The organism is Paenibacillus sp. FSL A5-0031 (assembly GCF_001956295.1).
GTDB lineage: Bacteria > Bacillota > Bacilli > Paenibacillales > Paenibacillaceae > Pristimantibacillus.
Map to the genome: position 1 here is coordinate 134,149 of NZ_MRTD01000017.1, position 23,570 is coordinate 157,718.

General features: G+C 43.7%; 20 protein-coding genes. 12 read left to right on the plus strand and 8 right to left on the minus strand.

The annotated features are described in order from the left end of the window. Window positions 1-41: 41 nt before the first annotated feature. Window positions 42-2,195, plus strand: a complete 2,154-nt coding sequence (locus BK120_RS25955; RefSeq protein ID WP_256711028.1) for an MMPL family transporter — start codon at window positions 42-44, stop codon at window positions 2,193-2,195. A gap of 147 nt (window positions 2,196-2,342) precedes the next feature. After that, on the plus strand, window positions 2,343-2,963 hold the full coding sequence (locus BK120_RS25960; protein ID WP_076270404.1) for an FMN-binding negative transcriptional regulator: 621 nt from the start codon (window positions 2,343-2,345) through the stop codon (window positions 2,961-2,963). A gap of 95 nt (window positions 2,964-3,058) precedes the next feature. On the opposite strand, the gene BK120_RS25965 is transcribed toward BK120_RS25960, so the two are convergent. The 4 genes from BK120_RS25965 to BK120_RS25980 all read right to left on the minus strand — a co-directional run bounded on the left by BK120_RS25965 (window position 3,059) and on the right by BK120_RS25980 (window position 7,972). After that, entirely contained in the window at window positions 3,059-4,123 is a 1,065-nt protein-coding gene (locus BK120_RS25965; RefSeq protein ID WP_076270405.1) for a ParB/RepB/Spo0J family partition protein, read from the minus strand. Between the two features lie 588 nt (window positions 4,124-4,711). After that, a complete protein-coding gene (locus tag BK120_RS25970) occupies window positions 4,712-6,106 on the minus strand; it encodes an ABC transporter substrate-binding protein (protein WP_076270406.1) in 1,395 nt (464 codons plus the stop codon). Between the two features lie 82 nt (window positions 6,107-6,188). Next, window positions 6,189-7,019 carry a carbohydrate ABC transporter permease gene (locus BK120_RS25975; RefSeq protein WP_076270407.1) on the minus strand — a complete coding sequence of 277 codons (831 nt, stop codon included), beginning with the start codon at window positions 7,017-7,019 and terminating at the stop codon, window positions 6,189-6,191. Continuing rightward, window positions 7,016-7,972 carry a carbohydrate ABC transporter permease gene (locus BK120_RS25980; protein WP_144376860.1) on the minus strand — a complete coding sequence of 319 codons (957 nt, stop codon included), beginning with the start codon at window positions 7,970-7,972 and terminating at the stop codon, window positions 7,016-7,018. Before BK120_RS25980 ends, BK120_RS25975 begins: the two co-directional genes overlap by 4 nt. A gap of 184 nt (window positions 7,973-8,156) precedes the next feature. On the opposite strand from BK120_RS25980, the gene BK120_RS25985 reads away from it, so the two are divergent. From BK120_RS25985 to BK120_RS25995, 3 genes are all read left to right on the plus strand, one after another. Beyond that, window positions 8,157-8,834 carry a hypothetical protein gene (locus BK120_RS25985; protein WP_144376861.1) on the plus strand — a complete coding sequence of 226 codons (678 nt, stop codon included), beginning with the start codon at window positions 8,157-8,159 and terminating at the stop codon, window positions 8,832-8,834. A 75-nt stretch (window positions 8,835-8,909) separates the two neighbouring features. Next, window positions 8,910-9,716 (plus strand): AAC(3) family N-acetyltransferase, encoded by an 807-nt coding sequence (locus BK120_RS25990; RefSeq protein WP_076270409.1) that lies wholly within the window; start codon window positions 8,910-8,912, stop codon window positions 9,714-9,716. Between the two features lie 129 nt (window positions 9,717-9,845). Next, window positions 9,846-11,603 carry a methyl-accepting chemotaxis protein gene (locus BK120_RS25995; RefSeq protein ID WP_076270410.1) on the plus strand — a complete coding sequence of 586 codons (1,758 nt, stop codon included), beginning with the start codon at window positions 9,846-9,848 and terminating at the stop codon, window positions 11,601-11,603. Between the two features lie 64 nt (window positions 11,604-11,667). Here BK120_RS25995 and BK120_RS26000 read toward each other — a convergent pair whose 3' ends face one another. Continuing rightward, complete coding sequence (locus tag BK120_RS26000; protein ID WP_076270411.1) at window positions 11,668-12,444, minus strand: class I SAM-dependent methyltransferase; 777 nt, start codon at window positions 12,442-12,444, stop codon at window positions 11,668-11,670. A gap of 254 nt (window positions 12,445-12,698) precedes the next feature. Here BK120_RS26000 and BK120_RS36485 point away from each other — a divergent pair, with 254 nt between their 5' ends. Further along, window positions 12,699-12,899, plus strand: a complete 201-nt coding sequence (locus BK120_RS36485) for a DUF2197 domain-containing protein (RefSeq protein WP_076270412.1) — start codon at window positions 12,699-12,701, stop codon at window positions 12,897-12,899. A gap of 789 nt (window positions 12,900-13,688) precedes the next feature. On the opposite strand, the gene BK120_RS26010 is transcribed toward BK120_RS36485, so the two are convergent. Then, on the minus strand, window positions 13,689-14,357 hold the full coding sequence (locus BK120_RS26010) for an AlkZ-related protein (RefSeq protein WP_076270413.1): 669 nt from the start codon (window positions 14,355-14,357) through the stop codon (window positions 13,689-13,691). Window positions 14,358-14,492: 135 nt separating this feature from the next. Here BK120_RS26010 and BK120_RS26015 point away from each other — a divergent pair, with 135 nt between their 5' ends. The 4 genes from BK120_RS26015 to BK120_RS26030 are packed head-to-tail and all read left to right on the plus strand — an operon-like array spanning window position 14,493 to window position 17,732. Next, window positions 14,493-15,533, plus strand: a complete 1,041-nt coding sequence (locus tag BK120_RS26015) for a YhfM domain-containing protein (protein WP_076270414.1) — start codon at window positions 14,493-14,495, stop codon at window positions 15,531-15,533. Window positions 15,534-15,554: 21 nt separating this feature from the next. Further along, a complete protein-coding gene (locus BK120_RS26020) occupies window positions 15,555-16,454 on the plus strand; it encodes a copper amine oxidase N-terminal domain-containing protein (protein ID WP_076270415.1) in 900 nt (299 codons plus the stop codon). Between the two features lie 37 nt (window positions 16,455-16,491). Next, window positions 16,492-16,947 (plus strand): GNAT family N-acetyltransferase, encoded by a 456-nt coding sequence (locus BK120_RS26025; RefSeq protein WP_076270416.1) that lies wholly within the window; start codon window positions 16,492-16,494, stop codon window positions 16,945-16,947. 17 nt (window positions 16,948-16,964) lie between these two features. Further along, on the plus strand, window positions 16,965-17,732 hold the full coding sequence (locus tag BK120_RS26030; protein ID WP_076270417.1) for a spermidine synthase: 768 nt from the start codon (window positions 16,965-16,967) through the stop codon (window positions 17,730-17,732). Window positions 17,733-17,746: 14 nt separating this feature from the next. Here the strand turns inward: BK120_RS26030 and BK120_RS26035 are convergent, their stop codons facing one another. Then, window positions 17,747-18,631 (minus strand): AraC family transcriptional regulator, encoded by an 885-nt coding sequence (locus BK120_RS26035; protein ID WP_076270418.1) that lies wholly within the window; start codon window positions 18,629-18,631, stop codon window positions 17,747-17,749. A 144-nt stretch (window positions 18,632-18,775) separates the two neighbouring features. Between BK120_RS26035 and BK120_RS26040 the strand changes: the two genes are divergently transcribed. Further along, window positions 18,776-21,694, plus strand: a complete 2,919-nt coding sequence (locus tag BK120_RS26040; protein ID WP_305953905.1) for a family 78 glycoside hydrolase catalytic domain — start codon at window positions 18,776-18,778, stop codon at window positions 21,692-21,694. Window positions 21,695-21,806: 112 nt separating this feature from the next. Here BK120_RS26040 and BK120_RS26045 read toward each other — a convergent pair whose 3' ends face one another. Then, window positions 21,807-22,298 carry a DinB family protein gene (locus tag BK120_RS26045; RefSeq protein ID WP_076270419.1) on the minus strand — a complete coding sequence of 164 codons (492 nt, stop codon included), beginning with the start codon at window positions 22,296-22,298 and terminating at the stop codon, window positions 21,807-21,809. A gap of 120 nt (window positions 22,299-22,418) precedes the next feature. On the opposite strand from BK120_RS26045, the gene BK120_RS26050 reads away from it, so the two are divergent. Then, window positions 22,419-23,366 carry a helix-turn-helix transcriptional regulator gene (locus BK120_RS26050; protein ID WP_076270420.1) on the plus strand — a complete coding sequence of 316 codons (948 nt, stop codon included), beginning with the start codon at window positions 22,419-22,421 and terminating at the stop codon, window positions 23,364-23,366. Window positions 23,367-23,570 lie beyond the last annotated feature (204 nt).

Genomic DNA, 23,570 nt, shown 5'->3' on the forward strand with positions numbered 1-23,570 from the left:
GAGCAGCTTGCGGATTTGACTGACTTTGGAGGTGCATATTCATGGGGATGAACAGCCTAGCACTCCTATCCTTTCGCTTTCCGCGAGTGTGTATTTTCTTATGGTCAATTGCACTTATCTTAGTTGGCAGTCATGCGCTTAGGCTGGATTCCGTCGTACAAGACCATGGCTTGTATCCGCAAAAGGGAAGTTATGCCAAGGTGCAGCAGGTGCTCGCATCCGATTTTAGTCTGTCAGAAGCACCGGTCATGCTGTTATTCGAGAAAACGGACAACTTATCGAAGTCGCGATTTCGTGCTTTTATTGAACAGACGCTTCGGCAGGTGAGCGGGACTCAGGGTCTGACTAATATCATTTCTCCGCTTGAGCGGCAGGAACTGCAGAAAGGGAACTACGCGTACGCGCTGCTTTCATTCGACGCTCCACCTTATCGGATGGAGGATACGCTGAAGCAGTTAAACCAACTTTTGCCCGCCCACAGCGGTATTTCGATAAAAGTGACAGGCAAATCAGTTATTCAAGGCGATGTAAATGAGGCTAGTCATGCGGATTTGGCAAAAGCAGAGCTGATTGGCATACCGCTTGCTTTTCTCATCTTGTGGCTCGTTTTCCGTAAAATCATTATTGCGCTGCTCCCCATCGTTATTGGTATAACGGGAGTGACAATTGCTATGGGAGTTGTATATGGTATAGGCACCAAATTGCCGCTGTCCAATTTTGTTCTGAATGTGATTCCGATGGTGGGACTTGCCCTAAGCATCGACTTTGCACTTATGCTCGTTAGCCGATTTCGCGAGGAACTCGGAGGGTACAAGCAGCCTGTTCAGGCGCTTGCTGCAACGATGAAAACAGCTGGCAGAGCTGTTTTTGTATCGGCAGCTTGTGTCTTCTTAGGTTTGCTGAGCTTTATCTGGATTCCGCTGCCCATGTTTTCATCCATTGCGCTTGGAGCGATGACAGTAGTAGCCGTATCGCTGCTGCTCGCGTTTACGCTGCTGCCTGCACTGCTTGCGATTTGCTTGCCTTCCATGCAAACGAAAAAAACGCGCCCGATTGGTACCAGTCGTTCATCCGTCTGGGATGGGCTTGCTCGTTTGGTAATGAAACGGCCAATGGTGATGGGGATGCTGGCAGGGGGCGTGCTTATCCTATGCTTGTTGCCCCTTAGTAGAATGGAGACTGCTGTTCCAGATGAGACTTCATTGCCTCAAAACTATGAATCTCGGTTGGCCGCTGAGGCTTCAGAGGCTGTTTTTGAGCTGCCCTCCACATCAAAGGTTTGGGTGATTGCTCGCGGGGATAGTCTGTTTTTGGAGCAAGCGGATTGGATGAATGCCTTTGAGCTGACGAAGCGCTTGGAGCAAGATCCGAGCGTCTTGAGGGTGGACTCGGTGTTCTCTAGGCTTAATTTGCCACCCGAGTATTTGACGACAATCATGCAGCGGCCACTGCAAAATAAGAAATTCCAGCCGGCGCTCCAGCCATTTCTGCAAAATAACCAAATGCTGCTGCAAGTGACGATAGCGGGCGAACCATCCTCTCGCGAGACGATGAATTGGCTTAGGGAGTGGGAGCGAAGAGGGGAATCATCAAAAATATTCTTCTCGCTTGGAGGAGAGGCAAAGTATGAGCAGGAAGTATTCGATCATGTTTTCGGAAGCTTAGCTTATGTGCTGCTCTTTCTATTTGTTACGAATTTTATCGTGCTTCTTGTTGCCTTTCGTTCCGTCCTCATTGCTCTCAAAACCATACTCCTCAATCTTCTGAGCATAGGAGCATCCTTTGGTATTCTGACATGGGTCTTCATGGATGGCCGATTGGGAATTGAGGCGAGCAGCATTGCCATTATGATCCCGGTATTTATTTTTGGATTAGTATTTGGAATTAGTATGGATTACGGCGTTTTTCTCATCTCGCGCATAAGCGAGGAATTTCATAATACGCGCAGCAATAAGCAGGCTGTACGAAAGGGCCTTTCCTCCGTCAGTCATGTGATAACCGCGGCTGCAGCTATCATGATCGTCGTCACCGCACCCTTTGCATTTGGCGAAGTAGTTGGCGTAAAGCAGCTCGGCATCGGCATCGCGACAGCCATATTTATTGACGCAACAATCGTGAGAATGGTGCTGGCGCCTTCCTTAATGCTCATGCTTGGAAAATGGAACTGGTGGGCTCCGAGCTGGTTGAAGCAATAGAAATCGTATGCGTATTGCGGCTGCTTCGGCAGTCGTTTTTCATTTGCCTATTTGAGGACAAGCATAATTGCGCCTTATTTTTATTTCTTATAGCGGAAATTAATTTGTGCTATAGTTTGAATAATCATAATGCAGAGGAGATATTTCATGTATATACCTCAATCGTTTGAAGTGACGGATAAAGAGACATTATACGCTCTGATGGAGCAGAATAGCTTTGCTGTTTTATTTTCACAACATGAAGGTAAGCCTTGTGCAACGCATCTCCCCTTGCTTTTAGGTGAAAGCGAAGGTTATTTGTATGGTCATATGGCAAAAGCAAATCCGCATTGGGCAAGCTTAAAAGGGGAAGTACTCGTTGTTTTCACTGGAGCTCATTCGTATATTTCATCCTCTTGGTACGAAACGCCAAATTCCGTGCCGACGTGGAATTATACCGCTGTTCATGTGTACGGTCATGTTGAGCTCATTGAAGATCATGCGGAGCTGCTCAAAATCGTAGACCAATCGGTTAGCCATTATGAATCAAGCATGCCAAACCCGTGGAGCATAAGCCAAGCTGACCCAGCATACATTAACAATTTATCCAGAGGCATTGTTGGATTTAAAATTCATATTTCAAAAATAGAAGGCAAATGGAAGCTGAGTCAAAATCATTCCAAAGAAAGACAAGAACGAGTCATCGATGCGCTGGAATTGCAGAAGGATGTTCAATCTAAGCAGATTGCAAAGCTGATGAAGGACAATGTGAAGAGATCATCTTTGTAGCGCATGAAATAAATAAAAAAGATAATGAAAGAACCAGACGAGCACACTTGTAGTGTTTGTCTGGTTCTTTGATGTACATAGGGCGCTTAGGTTGTTTAATCCGCTGTGGCAACAGCCTGCAGCTTGGCGCTTGCAAGCTCTCGGACGGCTTTCCATTCTGCCAAATGTTTTTCTAATTGGTCGATCAGTGCGCTGACTCCTTGAATGAAATCAACTTGCCCGCTCGCTCGAATCGCTTCAATGGATTGAAGGATATCCGAAGACAAAGTCAGGTGAGAAGGAAGGGCTGCAGTCAGCTCATGAAGAGCAAGCTCAATGGACGCAGCTGAAGCTGGTAGTTGGCTAGTCTTTGGAGCGGGCTCAGAATCAGCTTGTTCTTGTTTGATTTGCTTTTCTACTTTCGAAGCAGCTGCTTTGGGCTCGGCAACAGGTACAGGCTTGGCGCGCTCCGCTTTGTTTTGCTCATGAGTTGACCAGGTTTCGATGAGTCCAGCACCTGACTTAAATAGCAGCTTGTCCTTCGTGCTGTCAGAGATCGTTTTATCTTTGAACAGCTTGGCGATTTTTTTTACGTCGCTTACTGGCAGTTCATCTCTTGCAGCAATAAGCGCTAGTGGATCGCGGTGCTCGATCGGCAAATCCTTAAGAGGGAGCAATTGATCCTCGGTCAGCTTATCCTTCCTAATCTCAGTGCCGCCAACGATCAGCTTCTTTACGGCATTGCCAAACTTCAGCAGCTCACATTTGTTTTTGATATACGATTCAGGCTTGCCCAGCTTGCCGGACAAAAATTTGGTGGAGCTCTTAAACTTCGAATCGTTCAACAGCTTATTAAACGCCTCGGCCTCTTCGATCGGAGAGAAACCTTCGCGCGTCAAGTTTTCCGCTATTTGCTCCAAATATATTTCCATCTCGTCCGTTACGGTTGAGACGATACAAGGAATCGTTGGCCGTCCAAGCATTTTGCTTGCTTTATAGCGGCGGTTCCCATAAATGATTTTATAACGTCCGTTGCCTGTCGTTCTCACTTTAATTGGCGAGAGCAGACCGATTTCTTCAATGCTTTTCATTAATTCTTGCAGCGCTTCTTCGTCAAACTGGTACCTCGGTTGATCGGTATCCTCATCAATTAAATCAGTAACAATTTCAATGATATCCATAGGTCTCTCCTTAACTTTTGGTTTACTAGAATGCATGGCGTCATTTGTTATTCGTTCGTCTGTTATGTAAAAGTATTGAGCATCCGATTATGATAGTGGCTTCCTCTATTATATCGGATCTTTTGTTAAGAATGGTTGCAAGATGACATTTTCAATGAAATGATGCTGGTTCTTCCGAGAGAAGACTCATAAATAGCGTCGTTGTTGATGGGTACAAGCTTGAGTCTAACGGACATATAATCCGTTAAATGAACAAATTTGTGCTTAATCCAGGCAATTGAAGCTCAATATTGGTCTCTATGTCCGTTAGCTCATCAAAAACAGCGAATGTAGAGAAATAAGGTATCTAATGTCCGTTAGCTCAACGGCATTCTCGCTTGTAAAAGCTCATTCAGAGCTCTAGTATTCTGCTGTGCTGCCACCGGTCATTACCTAATAATTTCATTGTTGGACAAACAGGTGTTCTGATTAATTATAGCAGATGGCACGAAATAGCGACACTAACTGGGCAGAGGGTACCGACGTATGGAGGGGAAATAGACAAAAAAAGCCAAACCCCGTGAACGAGGCTTGGCTTAAGCTCACAAATTATTTAACTGTTTTATTATAGTTAGCAATCTTTTCAGTGATCGCTTTAGCGGCATCATCAAGCGCTTTTTGCGGTTCTTTTACGCCAGTTAATGCTTCTTCAATCGCCGTTTCAACAAGCTGACGCGCTTCAGGGAATACGCCCATCACTGCGCCTTGCGAAGCAGGGGAAGGGATAGAAGCGTGCAGCTGATCAACTGCTGTTTGGAACTGTGGATATTTTGCTAGATTATCGGCAACGATTTTTTCGTCATAAGCTTTTTTAGTAATAGGGAAGTAACCAGTATTGATGTGCCAATAAGCTTGTGTTTCCGGCTTAGCTAAAAATTTGATGAAATCCCATGCTGCCTTTTGTTCAGCTTCAGGCTTGTTATTCAGAATCCACAAGCTTGCTCCGCCAACGACAACACCGCCATCTTTCGCATCGGCAGGTTTAGGCAGGAAGCCAGTACCTACTTCAAATTTACCAGCCACTGAATCTACAATTCCGCGAAGCGAAGCGGTAGAATCTAAGGTCATAGCGATTTGGCCAGCTGCGAATGCTTTTTTCGTATCATCTGTTTTACGTCCCAAGTTAAGTGCTGATTTGCTGTCAACAAGATCCTTCCACCATGACAATGTTTTAACACCAGTCTCGTTATTCAATTGCGATTCTGTAGCGGAAGCTGTACGTCCGTTGCCATTATTCAAATATTCTACGCCTTGGTTTGCAAAAAATTGCTCCATGAACCAGCCGTAAATAGCGAATGAAGCACCTGTTTGACCATTTTGCGTAAGCTTAGCAGCAGCTTCCTTCACCGCTTCAAAAGTTGCTGGCGCTTTTTCTGGATCAAGTCCAGCAGCTTTGAACAAATCTTTGTTATAATACAAAATTGGGTTTGATGTGTTAAAAGGCATGGAGTGAAGCTTGCCGTCAAATGTATAGTAATTTGTAATATTTTCTTCTAGCTGAGAAAGATCATAATTTTCTGCATCTACAAAAGTTTGAACAGGTGTAGTTGCTTTGGAGTCGATCATGAATCTTGAACCGATTTCGTATACTTGAATGAGTGATGGCCCAGATTTGGAATCCATCGATGCTTTCATTTTATTTAAACTCTCGTCATAGGTTCCTTGAAACACTTCTTCAACGACTACATCTTTTTGAGAAGCGTTGTAGTCTGTAACGAGCTGGGTTACTGCTTTGCCAAGTTCTCCGCCCATGGAGTGCCACCAAACAACTTTAACAGGTTCTTTTGCCGTTTCGGTAGGAGCTGCTGAAGCTTCAGTTGAGTTCGTAGCAGAAGGCGCCTCTGCATTGCCTTTGTTCCCAGAGTTGTTGCCTCCGCAGGCTGTGACTACAAACAACATTGCCGCCATCATAATCGTCAAACCAGACCTAAACCTTGCTTTCATTCTTTTTCTCTCCCTCTCTACTACTTTTTTTGTTTACAGTACATTTATGGAAACGTCTATGAAGACGGAGCCACCTCATTCATTATCCTTTTACAGCACCAGCTGTAATCCCTCGTACGAGCTGCTTTAATCCAACAATGAGCAGTAATAAGGAAGGCAGCAGCACAATAGCTACGCCGGCTAACACGATGTTCCAGCTTGTCATTTCTTCGAACTGCAGCATGCTAATGCCGATCTGTACCGTTCGCATCTTATCGCTGTTCGTTATGAGCAGGGGCCAAAGGTACATATTCCACGAATTCAGAAACACATAGACAGATAGTGAAGCTATGGCTGGACGTGATAGTGGCAGTACGATAACTAAGAAGTGGCGGATATGCCCGCTGCCATCGATTTTTGCTGCTTCAAAAAGCTCGCGAGGCAGCTGCAAAAAATATTGCCGCAGAAGAAACACGCCAAACGCAGATGCGAGAAAAGGAATCGTCAATCCTTGATAGGAATCCAGCCATCCCCATGATTTTACCGTCAAATAATTGGGGATAATCGTGACTTCCCACGGAATCATCATGGTGGAGAGGAATAAGGAAAACCAATATTTTTTGCCTGGAAAACGGATATATACAAAGGCGTAAGCAGCCATGCTCGCGATAAAAACTTGTCCAACCATAATAATGGTCGCGATAAGAAAGCTGTTCGCTATGAATGCACCAACGGGAATAAGCTCAAATACGGCAGAGATGCTGCCCAAATACACGCTATCGGGAAACAAGTCAGGCGGAAATTGAAGAGACTGCTCAGGTGTCATCAATGCCTGTAGAAATGTGTAAATCAAAGGAAACAGCATGGCGATGGAAAGCAATGAGAGCAGCAAGTACACACTAGAGCGGCGTAAAAATGGCTTTAATCCGATCATTGGTAATACACCTTCTTTTCTACAAACACAAACTGGATAATCGTCAAAATAAGAATGATAGCGAATAGGACTAACGACAAGGCGCTTCCTGTTCCGAATTGATAGTTAATGAATGCTTCTTTATAGATGGAATATACGAATACCTCTGTTGATCCGGCAGGTCCGCCTTTGGTTAGAAGATGGATTTGTCCAAAGGATTGAAAGGAACCGATGATCGAGATAACAACTAGAAAAAATAGAGTAGGCGACAGCAGCGGGAGTACGATTTGCAAAAATGCACGGAATGGGCCTGCGCCGTCAATCTTTGCGCTTTCGATCATGTCATCCGGAATACTCTGGAGCCCGCTCAGCACGATAATATAGTTGAAGCCCGATTGCATCCAAATGGTCATCATGGATATCGATAATAAAGCTGTAGAGGGATTGGTAAGCCATTGGATGGGGGCAATTCCTAGTGATGAAAGGATATAATTCAGCATTCCGAGGCTGGGGTGAAAGAGGATCATCCAAATGACGGCTGCAGTACTCACGGACAATGCGAGCGGCATTGCGAACATGAATTGAAAAATACGCATGGCTGGCAGCTTGATATGCGTGAGCGCAGCTGTAACGATGCCAAGTACAATGCCGACAGGAACGGTGTATAGTGTGAATAGGCCTGTAACCGTCAGGCTATTCCAGAACATTTCCGATGAAAACAGCTGCGTATAGTTATCGAACCCGACATACTCAGCGACTCTTCCTCTGGGATCTGTTAATTGGAAGCTTAAATAGACTGATTTCAGCAATGGATAAAATAAAAATACTGTAAATAGCAAAAGTGAAGGAGCCAAAAACAAATAACCAAGTGCGTTCTCCCTCAATCGATTCGTTTTAGCCAGTAGTCGACTAGCAGCGCGAGAGCTATGTGTACGCTTAGCGGCTAGAGTAAGCTTGCCTTCTTGCATGTTCATTCCCTACCATCCTTTCACATCCATGTTCTCCATATAGTGTAGATTTAGAATGTTCGAGGAATGTTTTGAAATTAATAATAAATTGTAGATCGCTAGCATTAAAGGATAGGCATGCACTGTAAGTGAATTGTAAAATACCGGAACTTTTAAATCGTGATGCTCGTTATTAGTTGAAAGGGGGGTTATGATGAAACGATGGACGAGTGCAGGCCTCATCTTATTTTTGACAGTAGGGATGCTTCTGGCTGGCTGCAGCAGTAAGCCGTATGGCCATTACCGTGATGACCAAATGATTGGTTTTATTAACGGTTTGAACGATCAGGAGAAAAAAATCGAATTCGATATTTCCGAGTGGACGAAGCGCGATGAGCCGGGTCCAGCTATAGAAGATTGGGGCGTAGTATATGAAGCCCTCGTGCTTCCAAGCACCAAAATAAATAATGAAACAGGCGATAAGCTGAAGTGGGAGGACTTGAAGCAAGGACAGATGGTTCAGATCAATCCATCGCGTACGGAGAAGATTACGGATACGCCGGATGAGCTCATTGTTTTATCGATGTCCAATGAGCAGCTTTTTAAGAGAGCAGGCTTGTTGGCAAGCAAAAAAGGCAGCTACCGAACAACAGTTATATACGAGGAAGGTAAGGGAGAGCCTTTTGATATTAATGACATCGAGAAAGAAGCAAGCATCATGCTTAAGGGCGGCTACAGCATGATGGCGTACAATCCAAACGACGTGCTAGATATAAAGAAGATGTTTAATATCGAGCAATTTCCAGTCATCTTAGTATTCAATACGGAGAAGCTAGCGCTAAAAACAGATCGTCTGGAGGATGCAGTATCTTTTTTGAAAGCCAAATAGAGTTGTGCATAAGGCAGCAGCCAGAGATTTTATTTAATGAGATAAAAGATAAAGCATATTAAGGTGGGGCTCAAAATGGAAGAAATACAAGGGGATTTATTAACATCGGAAACGTTGAAATCGGATTTGATGAAGCTCGGCATACAACCTGGAATGACGGTTATGATGCATGCCTCGATGAAGGCGCTTGGCGGTTTTGTATCCGGCGGGCCGACTGCGGTGATTTTGGCGATAGAGTCATGTCTGACAAGCGAAGGTACACTTGTCATGCCAACGCATACGCCTGATTTGTCTGATCCTGAAATTTGGAGATACCCGCCAGTGAAGGAATCATGGTGGCAGCCGATAAGAGATACAATGCCTGCTTTTGAAATAGACCTGACTCCTTGCTTAGACATGGGGGTCATAAATGAATGTTTTAGAAAACAAAATGGCGTCGTTCGAAGCAATCATCCACAGGTTTCTTTTGCAGCGTGGGGCTCCCAGAAGAGTAGGATACTTGCAAATCATAGCTTGGAATACAGTTTGAGTGAGCAGTCTCCGTTAGCGAGGCTTTATGATTTGGAAGGCTGGGTGCTGCTGCTGGGCGTTGGTCATAATAAAAACACTACTCTTCATCTAGCGGAGTATCGAGCTGAGTATGCAAATAAAGCAGAAACGATTAATAAAGCACCGATGCTTGTAGACGGAGAGAAAAAATGGGTTGCGCTGCGCGACGTTGATTTTGATACGGATGATTTTAATCATTTAGGCGAGTGTTTTGAGAAAGAAACGGATTATGTTCGCAGAGGAAAGGTCGGCAATGCGGACTCGCTGCTCATGCCAGTTAAAGCTTTAGTTGATTACGGAGTAAAATGGATGGAAGCTAATAGAGGCCGCTAGTTTCCCTTTTGTAATATTTTTCCCCAATGTCGAAATACGGTGGTATGATGAGAAATATAACCATATTCATCAGGCAAAGCTTTCAAGAGCAATAACTTGCTAGTGAGCGAACAGAGGGGAAGCGAACGAATGATAACGCTATTGAAAAAGCATCTGATTGTCCGTGTTTTATGCGCTATGACCGTAGTTATGATATTGATCGCGGGAGGCTACATAGGAACACAAGTAGTGCAAACCAATTCTGCAGTTGAAGAGGCGATTAACAGCTACAATATTCGAATTGCAGAGAGCTATGCGGCCACGCTTGAGTCGGGGGAATTTACGGAATTTCTCAAGCAGCCTGAGGAAACAGAGCTATACTGGTCTATTCGTGAGGAACTTAGTTATTTCCGCTCGCAAATAGGCGCAAGGTACGTTTATTTTGTTCGTTTCGATGAAAATCGTGAACCGAGAATTATGATCGACGGTTTGCCTAAAGATGATAGCTCAGCTTCCCCTATTAATGAAGTAACAGATATGCCGGCTTCGGCGGTTGAACATATTTTTGCTGGAAGAAACGCAAGCTCTCCACTAATTGAAAACCCGGTATATGGTTCTTACTTGTCTGCCTATGTACCTTTGAAAGATGACAGTGGCGCAGTGGTTGGAGCAATTGGCATTGATACGGATGCAGCTGTATTCCAACAGCTGGCTAAGAGTGTCATAAAGGAAAGCATCCCACTCTATATCATGATGCTAGTCATCACGCTCGTTTTAATCGGGGCGATCATCTGGTTTGTCCGCCGTTCGCTTCAGCCTCTGGAGACGGTAACTGCCAGCGCTGAGAAAATGGCTTTAGGCGATCTGGTGGAAGCGAATGCGATTTTGCGAGCAAAGCCAGTCAAATCTGTTGATGAAATAGGTACGGTATACAAAGCGATGCTTACGATGTCCGAGCATTTGAATGAGCGAGTTCGCGGAGTAGTTGTCAATGTAGAAAAGACGTCTGAGCAGCTCGTTTCATCAACACAATCCTTTGCAAGCAGTGCTGATCATATGCTGCAAATGGGCGAGGCGATGAATGGTTCAGTTCAGCATATTTTCGAGGGTGCACATGCCCAGAAAAAAAGTGCAGATGACAGCGCACTTGCGATGGAGGAAATTGCGCAGGGAATCGTTAAGATTGCGGAATCTTCATCCACCGTTTCAAGCGCAGCGGTACAGTCACTAGAAATCGCACAATCGGGCGAACAAGCGATGATACAACTGAACACACAAATCAAAAATATTTCGGCTTCTGCCGGTCAGACGCTGCATATTGCAAGGCAATTGCAGAGCTATACAGGTGAAATCGGTCATGTCATTGGTTCCGTTCGCGATTTTGCTTCCCAAACCAAGCTCCTAGCACTAAATGCATCGATTGAGGCAGCGAGGGCTGGTGAGCATGGAACAGGCTTTATGGTTGTAGCGAAAGAGGTAAGCAAACTGGCGGAAGCTTCTGCTTCCTCCGTACAGCAAATTTCATTGCTGCTTGGCAATATAGAAATAGAATCAGGGAAAATTAGCGAAGAGATGGAGAAAGCCTCAAGAGATATTGAAGACGGAGTTTCTTTATCGGGTGAAGCAGCCGAATCGTTCTTGCATGCTGTTGAATCGTTCCGACTTGTGAGCGAGCAAATTATGGAGGTATCGGTGACGACGGAGCAGCTAACAGCTGGTTCTGAGGAGGTAGCCGCTACAGTGAGCAGTATTGCGCATATCGCAAGAGATGTATCGGATCAAACGGAGCAAATTCAAATGCTGACTGCACAGCAGCTGGATATGATGAAGCAAGTACATGAAGTGTCTGTGGTGTTAAGCTCTAATACGAATGATATGAGACAAGCTATTGCTCAGGTAAATGTTTGATTTAAGCAAGAAATAGGCTGCCAATGCTGGCAGCCTATTTTTTATTTGCATATTTACTTATTACTTAAGCTTCTATGGGCTTAATCGCTTCATATACGTAATTTTGTTTGCCGTTTGATGGGGCTTGGCCATAGTTGTAATCAGCTGACACAACCACATCGGAAAAACCAATGTTTTCTAAAATAAGTTTAAACTCTTCGACACCGTACCAACGTAAGGCAAAGCGCTGCAGCTCAGTTTGGATAAGAGCGCCGTTGTGCCATTTTTCATATTTAATATATGAAATCTTATATTGATTGTATAAGTCGGCTTCAACAAGTTTGTCTTCCATGGTAATGATGTCTCCATCCGGCAGGTTGAATGTCGACGTACCGCTATATTGCCCACAACTGAAATTGTTGTCAGGCAGGAACAGGTCAAGTATGATACGTCCGCCTGGCTCAAGATGGGTATACAAATTTTTTAGAGCCAGAAGTGATTCGTCTCGGTTCTCTATTAATAAGAATGAACCGCCTGGGATAATGATGGCTTCATAGCGATGAGGCAAATCAAGCTGTTGTAAATTTGACTCATACAGCTCAGTAACGAGCCCGCGTTCCTCACAGCGTTGACGGCAGGATGCGAGCATTTCCGCTGAATAATCAACACCATCGACTTGCAGCCCTGCTTCTAGAAGCGGAACGAGAACACGGCCAGAACCGGCCATTGCTTCGAGAATACGACCCTTGCAATCTTTCAGTCGATCTTGGTAAAATTCTAAATCGCCACCGATAGATTGACCTGTTTTCTTGGATAAATCATAGACCACTGTGCAAAGTTCTCCGTAATAACTAAACGACATAATTAATTCCCTCCGATAATTAGATGTTTACGGAAGGGATTGTAATGCTTATCCCTTACGCACCTTAATAATGAACGTACCGGAATGTAGTTTTTGCATGATAACCACTCGCTTTCTTATAAAGTTATTATAAGTATAGGTAATAGGTAAATATAGGTCAATATTTCCAAGAAAAAGGGATTTCTGAATTCTCATTTACAACGGGTTCATTTATACTATTAATGAATGCTGGTCTATGAGAGGGTGATTATGGAATGCATGTAAACTGTATGTTGTGCAGAAAACCATATGATATTAATCACAGCGATTCTCAATATCGAAAGCTCATTGAAAAACAAACGAAGTATTATATTTGTCAGTCATGTCATTCCAAAACAACAAAAGAAGCAAGTGCTATGAGCGAGATTAAGCCAGAAAGCCTTGATCCCAACGGGTATGACAAATTAATAACTTAATTGTTTATGCATTATGATGACGAGTGCTATGTTTTTTTGATAACTAGTGCTATGTATCTATGATGACCGATGTACTGTTTTTATGATGGGGAGTGCTAGCCATCATTTCAAAGACGAATTTTGATCACTTCTTTCAACTTAACGGACATGAGAGACCTTATTTGCCGTAAATCGTCCTTTTTCTCGATCTAACGGACATAGGGTCTCTTATTCCGTGATATTCGAAGGAATTTGCGGTTATTTTGGGCAAATAGAGGATCCTATGTCCGTTAGAAAGCAAATTAGCCTTTATTTTGAGAAATAACGGCTTTTATGTCCGTAAGGACGGAAGTTAAACCTAAGTCTAAACGTGAAACCTAAACTTAAACCGAAGACGAGACTAAAATCTAACCACATATCCTAAACGCACTGCCTAAACACACAACCTAAGACGAAACCCGAACCACAAACCCGAACCACAAAAGCCAACCACAGAACCCAACCTAAAAAACCAATCACAAAACCAAATCACAAAACCTAACCACACAACCTACAAATGAAACCTACACACAGCACTCAGTAACGGACATGAGAGACCTTATTTGCCGTAAATCGTCCTTTTTCTCTCTCTAACGGACATAGGATCTCTTATTTCGTAATATTCGAAGAAATTCGGGGGCATTTTGAGCAAATAGAGGATCCTATGTCCGTTAGAAAGCAAATTAGCCTTTATTTTGAGAAATAACGGCTTCTATGTCCGTTAGGACGGAAGCTAAGCACAGTCGAGGTAATCAACGAGCCGCATCGTTTTTATTTATTGAGATGAAGCTTTTTATCCAAATATTTAAGAGCTTTCTCCGTGCAAACATCGCTCAGCTCTGCTTTGACGATAGCTCGGGTCTCTGCTAGATTATCGTGAGCAACAGCCTCTTTACCAAGTGTGGTTTGAAGCCAGTGATCTGAGCTTTCAAAGCACATACTGCTCCAACCACCATCGAAGTCAGCTTCTTGTGCCCCGGTAATCACAATGTCAGCAAAGTTTTGAAGATCAACAAGCGCCCGATCGTAGTCTTTCTTCTGCTCTTTAGCGGTCAGCCGGCTTTCCTTACGCAAATTGCGTGAGTCGATATTGCCTGCTTCCTTAATAATATGATAAATATTTCTGGCTTCTTGGGACATAAGGCCGCTGCTATAACGTTCCTCAACGCTTTTTCCTTGGGATAACAAGAACGGGATATGAGGAAACAAGTCAACGTGAATAAAGGTTAGTTTGCTGCCAAAAAACTTGCCATATGCCGCATGCTCATCCTTTACGATTTTAACCCGCCATATCCACGGATCAAACTCAGTTTCTGTATGCCAGCTGTCACTAGGAACCACGGCAGTGAGGGACGGATGCTCAGGGATAAGGTCAGAGAATGGAAAAATCTTATATTGCTCGACCAGCTTTACGAACTCTGGATAAGTGGTAATGCTCATATATACACTCCTTATATCGTTTACTCCTTTATTCTAGTTTTCACCTGTCTAATCCTTCCATACAGCGAGTTATTAAATTAGATCAAAAAAAGTAACTTTTTTACAGTAACTGGCGTCACTATACATGAGGTTAAAATGGAACAGCTCTTTGCTCATGAAAGGACTGGCGAAAAAGTGAAAGGAACATTCGTTTCAGCTGTCATTACAGTGCTGCTTCTTGCTGGTTGTGCAGCCGAAAGTGTTGACCCAAAAGCAACAAATGTACAGGAGCAGCAACTGGTTCAAGCTAAACTAACAGGGTTATTGGATAAGAAGATTAGTCCTTCATTTAACATCACAGATGCGAAAGAAATATCTATTTCCAGAGTAGCGGGTGCCAAGTCCGTTGAGTCAGTGTACACGGATCAAAGGAGGCTGGAGGCTTTTGTCAGCGCGATAAATACGGCAGTACAAATACAAGGTATTTTAAATATGTCGAAACCGATTTTTACGATTACGGTGAAACAGTCAATCGTGAAAAACACCTTCAACCTTTGGATAAACGAGAGTTCTAAACAGGGCGTTATTATGGACGTGAAAGATACACATAAGGGTTATGTATTAACAAAGGAAGCGACGAATGAATTACTCGAAATCATTCAAGAGGACTCACAGCTCACTGAGCAGAGTGAGTTCGTTATGCCGCTTACCTATGAGAAGGTTGAAAATACTCAGAAGGTTGTGAAGGTAGATCACATTCAAATGGAGCAGCTTATTAAAGAACAGATCATTAATGGCGGAAAAATTAGCATTTATTCGAAGTCGGGTGACGATGAGCTGGTGTATGGTGCTTTCGAATCTGAAGCTGGTCTTTATGAGCTTGGGGCAGTTGGAGGCATGCATCCACAAAACAATGATGAGCTGCTGTCGATTAAAGAGCTAGAGCTTTATGGCAAGTTGCTTATTCGAATCGACGGTGTCTTTGGGGCAAATGCACCGATACACAATTATTTTGAAATGAAAGATGATAAACCCATTCCATTCCTGCTCGTAGATACTGGTCATGCGGAAGAAGTGGATCTAGACGGAGATACCATCGAAGAAGTGGTCTCGAAACACGGTTTACCGCTGCTCACTTTTGTTTACAAATGGGAGGATGGCGCTTTTAAAGTTGGCGAAGTGGAATCGCAACAATAATAAAATTCGCAGGAGGTTTTAATGATGAAAAAATGGATAAAAGCAACGACAGCTGCACTAACAATAGCGGGTGTGCTTAGTGCGGGTTCTGCAACGATGGCGGCGTCTGCACCCAAGGCACCCATTAAAATGTTCATCGACGGCAGGCTTCAAGAAGATGTGCTGAACGTGAACGGCAGAACGATGGTGCAGCTCACAGCCTTTAATGATCCTGAAAAACTCAAATATTCCTACGAAACGGCTAGCAAGACAATTGTGATCCAAAATCCAGCTCGGAAATTGACTGTTCGATTAAAGGACGGACTAAAATCAGCTGATGTAAATGGGAAAAAAGTTCCTCTGGATGCCCCAGTTACCGTAAAGAAAGGACGTACTTATGTTCCAGTTCGTTTTGTTACGGAAACGCTTGGCGGAACAGTAGGAACCGACAGTACAGGGAAACAGATTATTGTAAGAACACCGTCGGGTGAAGAACGGTTTAAAACGCTGAGAAATGGCGACTTAACAGAGGCTCGTAAGGTTGCGCTAGATACATTTGGAATAGATAATGGTATTAATATTACGCCTTATGGTGAAGGCATGACTTTTGAATATATTTTCCCTCAAGGGGAAGCACTCCGTTATACCATGGAATATAGAGGGTTAATCACCTATTATGAAATCAACGAAAACGGCATTAAGGAAGTAATATGGGAAAAGGACTTATACGGGAAAAACGGAGAAGCGGGCAAGGAACCAAAGCCGTTTGGTGATTCTGTCTATTTTTCAGATCGAATTATGGCAGATTGGCTGGCGTATGGGACGGTTGACAGCAAGGGCAAGCAGACGGAGTTGGGCTTTATTGATCGCAATAAGAATAAAGAGCTTCCTAAAATTATTATTATGCCGATCGAAGGAGAAGTACGAACTGATATTAAATAAGTAAAAGATTCTATAGGGAATTAGAGAGGAATTAACATTGATTAGAAAAATAGACATCACAGATGCTGCCTTAGCAGAGGAAGTATTGCATATACAGATTCCGTCCTATAGGGTGGAAGCAGAACTCATTGATTTTTATGAGATACCTCCATTAAAAGACACAGTAGATACGCTGCGAAATTGCGGTGAGACCTTCTATGGTTATTATATTAATAATGAGTTGTGCGGAGCCATCGCCATCATGATTGAAAATAACATCATAGACATTCATCGGCTCATTATCCACCCTAACCATTTTAGAAAAGGAATCGCAAAGCAGCTGCTTCAGCACATCGAAAGTGTTGGAGTCAGCGGAAGCGTGATCGTCGTATCAACAGGATCTAAAAACGCACCTGCGGTTAACCTTTACAAGCAAAGCGGATATGTTGAAACGGGGGTTATTGAAGTGGAAGAACGGCTATCGCTCACCTCCTTCCAAAAAATATTAAATTAACGCACCTCTCACACGTACTGAAGGAGTTTGATGATTTGTATCAGTTAGCCAAGGAGCTTAGCGGCTCTCAAGAGATTACCGTCTATGAAGCCAATCAATTATTTGGGGAGATCGGAAAATATCGCTTCTTGCAGTTCTCTGATCATGCGATTCAAGGAGCGATAGATTTGAAGGAGCCGAATCGAGTCGTCATGGAATATCCGCGTGCGATCATGCATCTGATGGAAAATAACGATCCATCGTTCGAAGATGTTTTTATGATTGGTCATGGAATTGGAACTATCGCCGGACACTATTCCGATAAACGATTTGTGATAGCGGAAATCAATGAGAAGGTAGTTGAGCTGAGCAGAACTTATTTTAGCTATAGCGAGGACAATGTTGTAATTGGAGATGGGCGGCAAATTCTTGAAAATCAGGCGTCCGGCGGTTTTGATTATATTATTTTGGACGCCTTCACGAAAGAGGGGACACCGTATCATTTAACGACATTGGAATTTTTTGAGTTAACGAAAGAGAAGCTGAACGCAAGTGGTTCGATTATTATGAATCTCTTCGGAAAAGTCAAAAACGATAAATTAATTAATTCAATTTATTCAACATTGAAAGAGATCTATCCGTATACGAAAGCCTTCTCTCTGCCAGCAGAAGATCTAGCCGATACTCGTAATATGATCATCGTCGGCAGTAACAAAACGCTCAGCTTTCAATCACGGGAAATGGCTGGTTTCGTCGAAATAGAATTAGAAGAAGGGCATCGTATGGCGGACAAACGAAAAGGATGAACCGACTATACAGATTATTTATTGTCACGTATGATTTTTCGATATTCGCGCGGCGTCATGCCGACAATTCGTTTGAAATGGGTGAGGAATGCATCGATATTTTTGCAGCCGACCTCTTCCGCAATGCTGCTAATTTTTAGCTGGGAGTTCCTAAGGAGCTCGCAGCTTTTTTTTATGCGCAGATGCTGCAAGTAATGCAGGAAGGTTTGTCCGGTATGCTGCTTGAACACTCGGCTGAAATGCCGCTCGCTCCACTCGCAGCGATTTGCAAGCTGGCTGATGGTTACATTCTCATGAGCGTGCTGCTCAAGGTAGTTCAGCACATGATGGAAGCGGGCGGAAGAATTCTCTTCTAATAACAGCTCCTTAGCGTCCTTCATTAATCGATAGACGGATAGAAACAGCTGTACTAGCAGCGTTAGCAAATAAGCCGATGACCCACTCCGCGGGAGCTCATATTCACGCAGCAGGCTGCGAAATAAATCTTCGATAACACTGTCCGAGTCGAACAAGGAGTGGAAAGTCGATGCATCATTAAAACAGGTTTCCAGAAAATCAACGATCTCCTGATCACCAATCCAGTCTTTCTGAGATTGAAGGAGCGAGGGCATGAAGACGCAATTATATACAATTAATGGCGAGCTGTTGCGTGAAGGTGTTGAAGGCCGAAAGACATGCGGAATGCCAGGCGGCAAAATAAATAACATCCCTTTATAAACGGGGACGACGTCATCCCCTATATGATGAAAGCCCTTGCCTTCAGCTACATAAGCAAGCTCAATAAAAACATGATTGTGCAGCGGCAGATCAAAGTCTTCCTCGGCGCGGTTTACGAAGATGAATTTACTCTTTTGAAAATATTGCTCGCTCTCGTAAAGCAGCGTATGCTTGCTTGTCATCAGCTTTCATTCCTTTCATCCGATGTCGTTTTTCAGGGAATAAATGTCCGAAACAGGGGTAATTGAGTAGCATGATTTTACTATAATTAGAGGTAGAATGCACGTGCAAACCTACGATTACTCGCTTAGAAGGGGCGGAATAACATGATGGATTGGGATTGGAAGGCGAATTGGATTTGGGGCGGAGAAGCTGAAAGCCCTCGCAATGAATGGCGCTGCTTCAAAAAGAGCTTTGATGTTGCACCATCATCGGATGATTTTGACCAAAATACTCAAACAACACTGCGAATTAGTGCGGATTCTCGTTATGTTCTTTATATTAATGGCAAGCAGGTAGGACGCGGCCCTGTACGTTCATGGACCGTTGAGCAATTTTATGATGTGTACGATATTGGCCATCTGCTGGTACCTGGGCAGTCGAATACGATTGCGGTGCTCGTGCATCATTTTGGCGTAACGACCTTTTACTATTTAAGAGGCCGCGGCGGGCTGCTTGTGCAGTTGGATAGGAGCAGTGAAGAGGGAACGCAAACGCTGCTTGAATCAGATGATACTTGGAGCACAGCTATTCATGAAGGCTATCATACACGTACGCCTCGAATGTCTTGTCAGCAAGGCTATTCTGAGTATGTTGATGCTGGTTCATGGGACAGCGATTGGACTACAGCCACGGGTAGTGGTGATGCTTGGGAGAAAGCAGCGTTACTAGGCGTTGTTGGCACTGGACCGTGGAAGACGCTAATAGAGCGGGACATTCCGCTGTTAGCAGAGTACCCTGTGTATCCATCCCGCATATTATCTCTGAGCAGCGTTAAGTCCTTCAGCTTCTCTACGTCAATTGATATACGCAATCAAATGGTTGAAGGCAGTGAGGACCATGCAAATGTTGTCGGCTTCACGGGTTATGCGGCTACCATTCTCTCTGTCCAAGAAGACGCGGATATTATACTCGGGTTCCCATTTGCGAGTGAGTGCGTAAGAGCTGTCTCAATTAATGGGGTGAAGCTGGATTCGGATCAGTTCACGGGAGTGCTCCCTGAACGCTATGCAGAAGTGACAATTCAAAAAGGCGAACATTTACTCTTAATTGATGTGAGTGGAAGCATGCATACAGGTCAGCTGCACCTGGGCATCTACAGTGAAGTTCCGATTGAGGTTCGATCACCGTTAGCTTCTGAGCAACAGTCAGTAGGTGCATCTGCTTTTATTAGTATTGGTCCCTTTGACAGTACCGTATATTTGGATCATCAGGAATCGAGACAGATTGATTTTGAGGATGCGTATTATAAGCAAGTAATAGATAAGGTATCTTCCATTCAAGATTTGGATGCCTATTCTCCATATATTCGTTCTATTAATGAGAGTCTCGTAAGTGAAGTAGATGTATTCGGTCTCTCTGTGTGGAAGAAGGAAAGCACTCCGCATGTTATTCCGGTGGCTTTGCAAAATCTTGTTATTCCGAACGCATCGCCGGGAGTTATTCCGATGTATCCAGGTCTAGATACAGAAATTATTATTGATTTCGGCAAGGAGCTTACGGGTTATCTGTCATTTGAGGTTGAGGCAGAAGCGGGTGCTATTTTAGACTTTTACGGATTTGAGTATATGACAGAGGATTATCGCCAAGATACGTTTGGGCTGGACAATACTGTGCGCTATGTATGTAAAGAAGGGAGACAGACTCATGTCTCTCCAATTCGCAGAGGCTTGCGATACTTGATGCTGACTGTCCGAAATGCGAATACGCCGGTCAAAATACAAAATGTTCATTATATAGCAAGCCATTATCCAGTAGCAGAGATTGGCAGATTCCAAAGCTCAGATCCTTTATTGAACGACATATGGGAGATTAGCCGCCATACGACGAAGCTATGCATGGAAGATACTTTTGTGGATTGCCCAGCTTATGAGCAAGTTTTCTGGGTGGGTGATAGCCGCAATGAAGCGCTGGTTAGCAACTACTTATTCGGCGTAAATGATATGGTTAAACGATGCTTGCGTCTTGTACCGGGGTCGAAGGATCAAACGCCTTTATACGTAAATCAGGTTCCGAGCGGCTGGAGCAGCGTTATTCCGAACTGGACCTTTTTCTGGGCTATTGCATGCCGTGAATATGTAGAGCAAACAGCGGATCTTCATTTTGCCCAAGAGATGTATCCGCATATCCGTTTTACGTTAGAGCATTATTTGAAGGAAATCAATGAGGATGGCTTGCTAGCAATTAAGGGTTGGAACCTACTGGATTGGTCGCCGATTGATCAGCCTAACGATGGCATTGTCACACATCAGAACTGCTTCCTAGTGAAGACGCTGCGTGTTGCCTCTGAGATGGCTGGTTTCTCCGGTGATGAGGAAGGGCGCGTACGTTTTGCGGCAGCAGCCGATGATCTTCAAGCGGCGATTAATCAGCATTTGTGGTCCGAGGAACAGTCTGCCTACTTGGATTGTATCCATGTGGATGGACGCAGATCAGACATCTTCTCCGTGCAAACACAGGTGGTCGCTTATTTGACAGGTGTTGCGCAAGGAGTACGTAGAAGCATTATGGAGAAGTATTTGCTGGAATCGCCTTCGCATTTTGTTCAAATCGGCAGTCCATTCATGTCTTTCTTCTATTATGAAGCATTGTCGGCATCGGGACAGTATTCTACGATTGTTGAAGACATCCGTCGCAATTACGGGCAAATGATCGAGCATGACGCGACAACTTGCTGGGAGATGTATCCGAACTTCTCGGAAAATAGAGCGAATCCTAATATGCTGACTAGAAGTCATTGTCATGCTTGGTCGGCAGCGCCAGCTTATTTCCTCGGACGCGAGGTGCTTGGCATCCGCAGTACAGCAATGGGATGGACTGAGGTCGAGATTAGTCCTAATCCTTGCGGTCTCACTTGGGCGAAGGGAAGCGTTCCTCTCTCCGATGCAGGGCAAATCGATGTATCGTGGAAAGTGATCGATGAGAAAATCATTGAGGTTTCCATTCAATCCCCTGCATCGGTAAAAGTGAATGTTATAATACCAGAAGGATACGAAGGTGTCGTTCGGGAGAAAAAAATCTTTTAGCAGAAGTATCGGTTGATTCACGCTGAATGGAATGTAGATGCAAAAAAGCTCTCGCTGTCAGTAGACAGTTGAGAGCTTTTTTATAGGAGCGGTGAAATGCATTTGAATTATTTTAGTATAGATCGAACATGTTGACTTCATAGCCTTGTATCTTCAAATATGTAAACATCTGCGCCCGATGATGCTGAATATGGGTCGTAATCTCAATCAGCCATTTTGCCTGTACCGAGCCGTGTTCTAGATAAAATGGTTTTGTTTTCTTGTGCAGGAAATCCTCATCCGGAAGACTTTCCATATAAGCTCTGACTTCATGCAAACCGGTCGTGAGCCAAGCAATTAGTTTCTCGTGGTCTTGATCGGCAGCTATATCCGCTTCAAGCTTGCGGATGACGGTTTCATCGTTCTCCTGAAGAATGAGCAGATCAACCGAAGGAATAGATACGATATGTTGGACAAGCTCCAGCAGCGTCCTCATATTGTCATGCGGTCTGTATGACCAATGATCGGTTGAGATTTTGCGAATCAAATTGGAAGAGGTTTTCGCAATATGATCCAATTCCTCCAGCAGTAATCCTTTTACTTCATTAATAGGTTGAGATTGCATTGCCTTCACTCCATTCTTCTTAATTGTAGTATTGTGGTCACCCTTAGTGGGCTTAATACTGATTGTAGCTTATAATAGTGACAGTAGTTGTCATAATTAAGAAATGAATGGAGAATCAATATGTCAAAATCGAAACGGCTCATTGAATTGATGATGACTGTTAATAGAAAACGTAAGTTCACCGTCAAAGAACTCGCGGTTGAGTTTGAAGTGTCGACAAGAACGATATTGAGGGATTTGCAAGAGCTGAGTGAGCTGGGCGTTCCGTTGTATTCGGAGGTAGGACCGCATGGCGGGTATCAGGTTTTAAAAGAAAGGATATTGCCTCCAATCGCTTTTACGGAAGAAGAGGCTGTTGCGATATTTTTTGCCAGCCATGCTTTGAGGCACTATTTATATCTTCCCTTTGAACCTGAATCATCCTCGGCACTCAGCAAATTCTATTATTACATGCCGGGTGATGTGCGGGATCGTATTGATCAAATGAAAAATCGTGTTGATTTTTTCACGCCTGCTCGGCAAATGAAATCCCCTTATTTATCGATCTTGCTTGAAGCGGCTATTCATCAAAAAGTGTTGGTTATCGAATATGAATCACGAGAAGGTCGGTCAAGCCGTCAAATACAACCGATTGGCATATATGCAAGCAACGGATTATGGTACTGTTCCGCTTACTGTTTTTTGCGTGCTGAATTGCGGTTGTTCCGTTGTGATCGAATTCACTCCGCTGTAGAAGATACATCTGATTTGGAAGCGCTGGATTTGCGATATGTAAACCTTGGGAATAGCGATGAGGTGTTTCAGACGCAGGAGACATATGTTAATCTTTATGTAGAATTAAGCAGAGAAGGCTTGCAGCGCTGTGAGTCTGAGCTATGGCCGCTGCCCAAGCTGAATATTCGCGTAGATGGTACAGGCTGGATAGATGGCGATATTCGAAAGGTGGATCTTTCGTTTTATTCGAAGTTTTTTATGGGTTTAGGTAATGAAGCAACAGTTAAGGAACCGGTTGAACTAATAGATCGCATGAAAAAGATATTAACTGAAGTCATGGCTAAATATGCGTGAAGTTAAAGGATAAACAACAAAATAAAATTAATTTCAAAAAATACTTGCATTATTAGGTGAATGCATGGTATATTCTATTTCTGGCCGAGAGACACACGCGGACAGCAAGCAAAACAAACATGACAAACGAAAGAAAAGATTGCTCTTTGAAAACTGAACAACGAGTAATAACTGCCTTGCAAATCCTTCGGGATGAGCAAATAT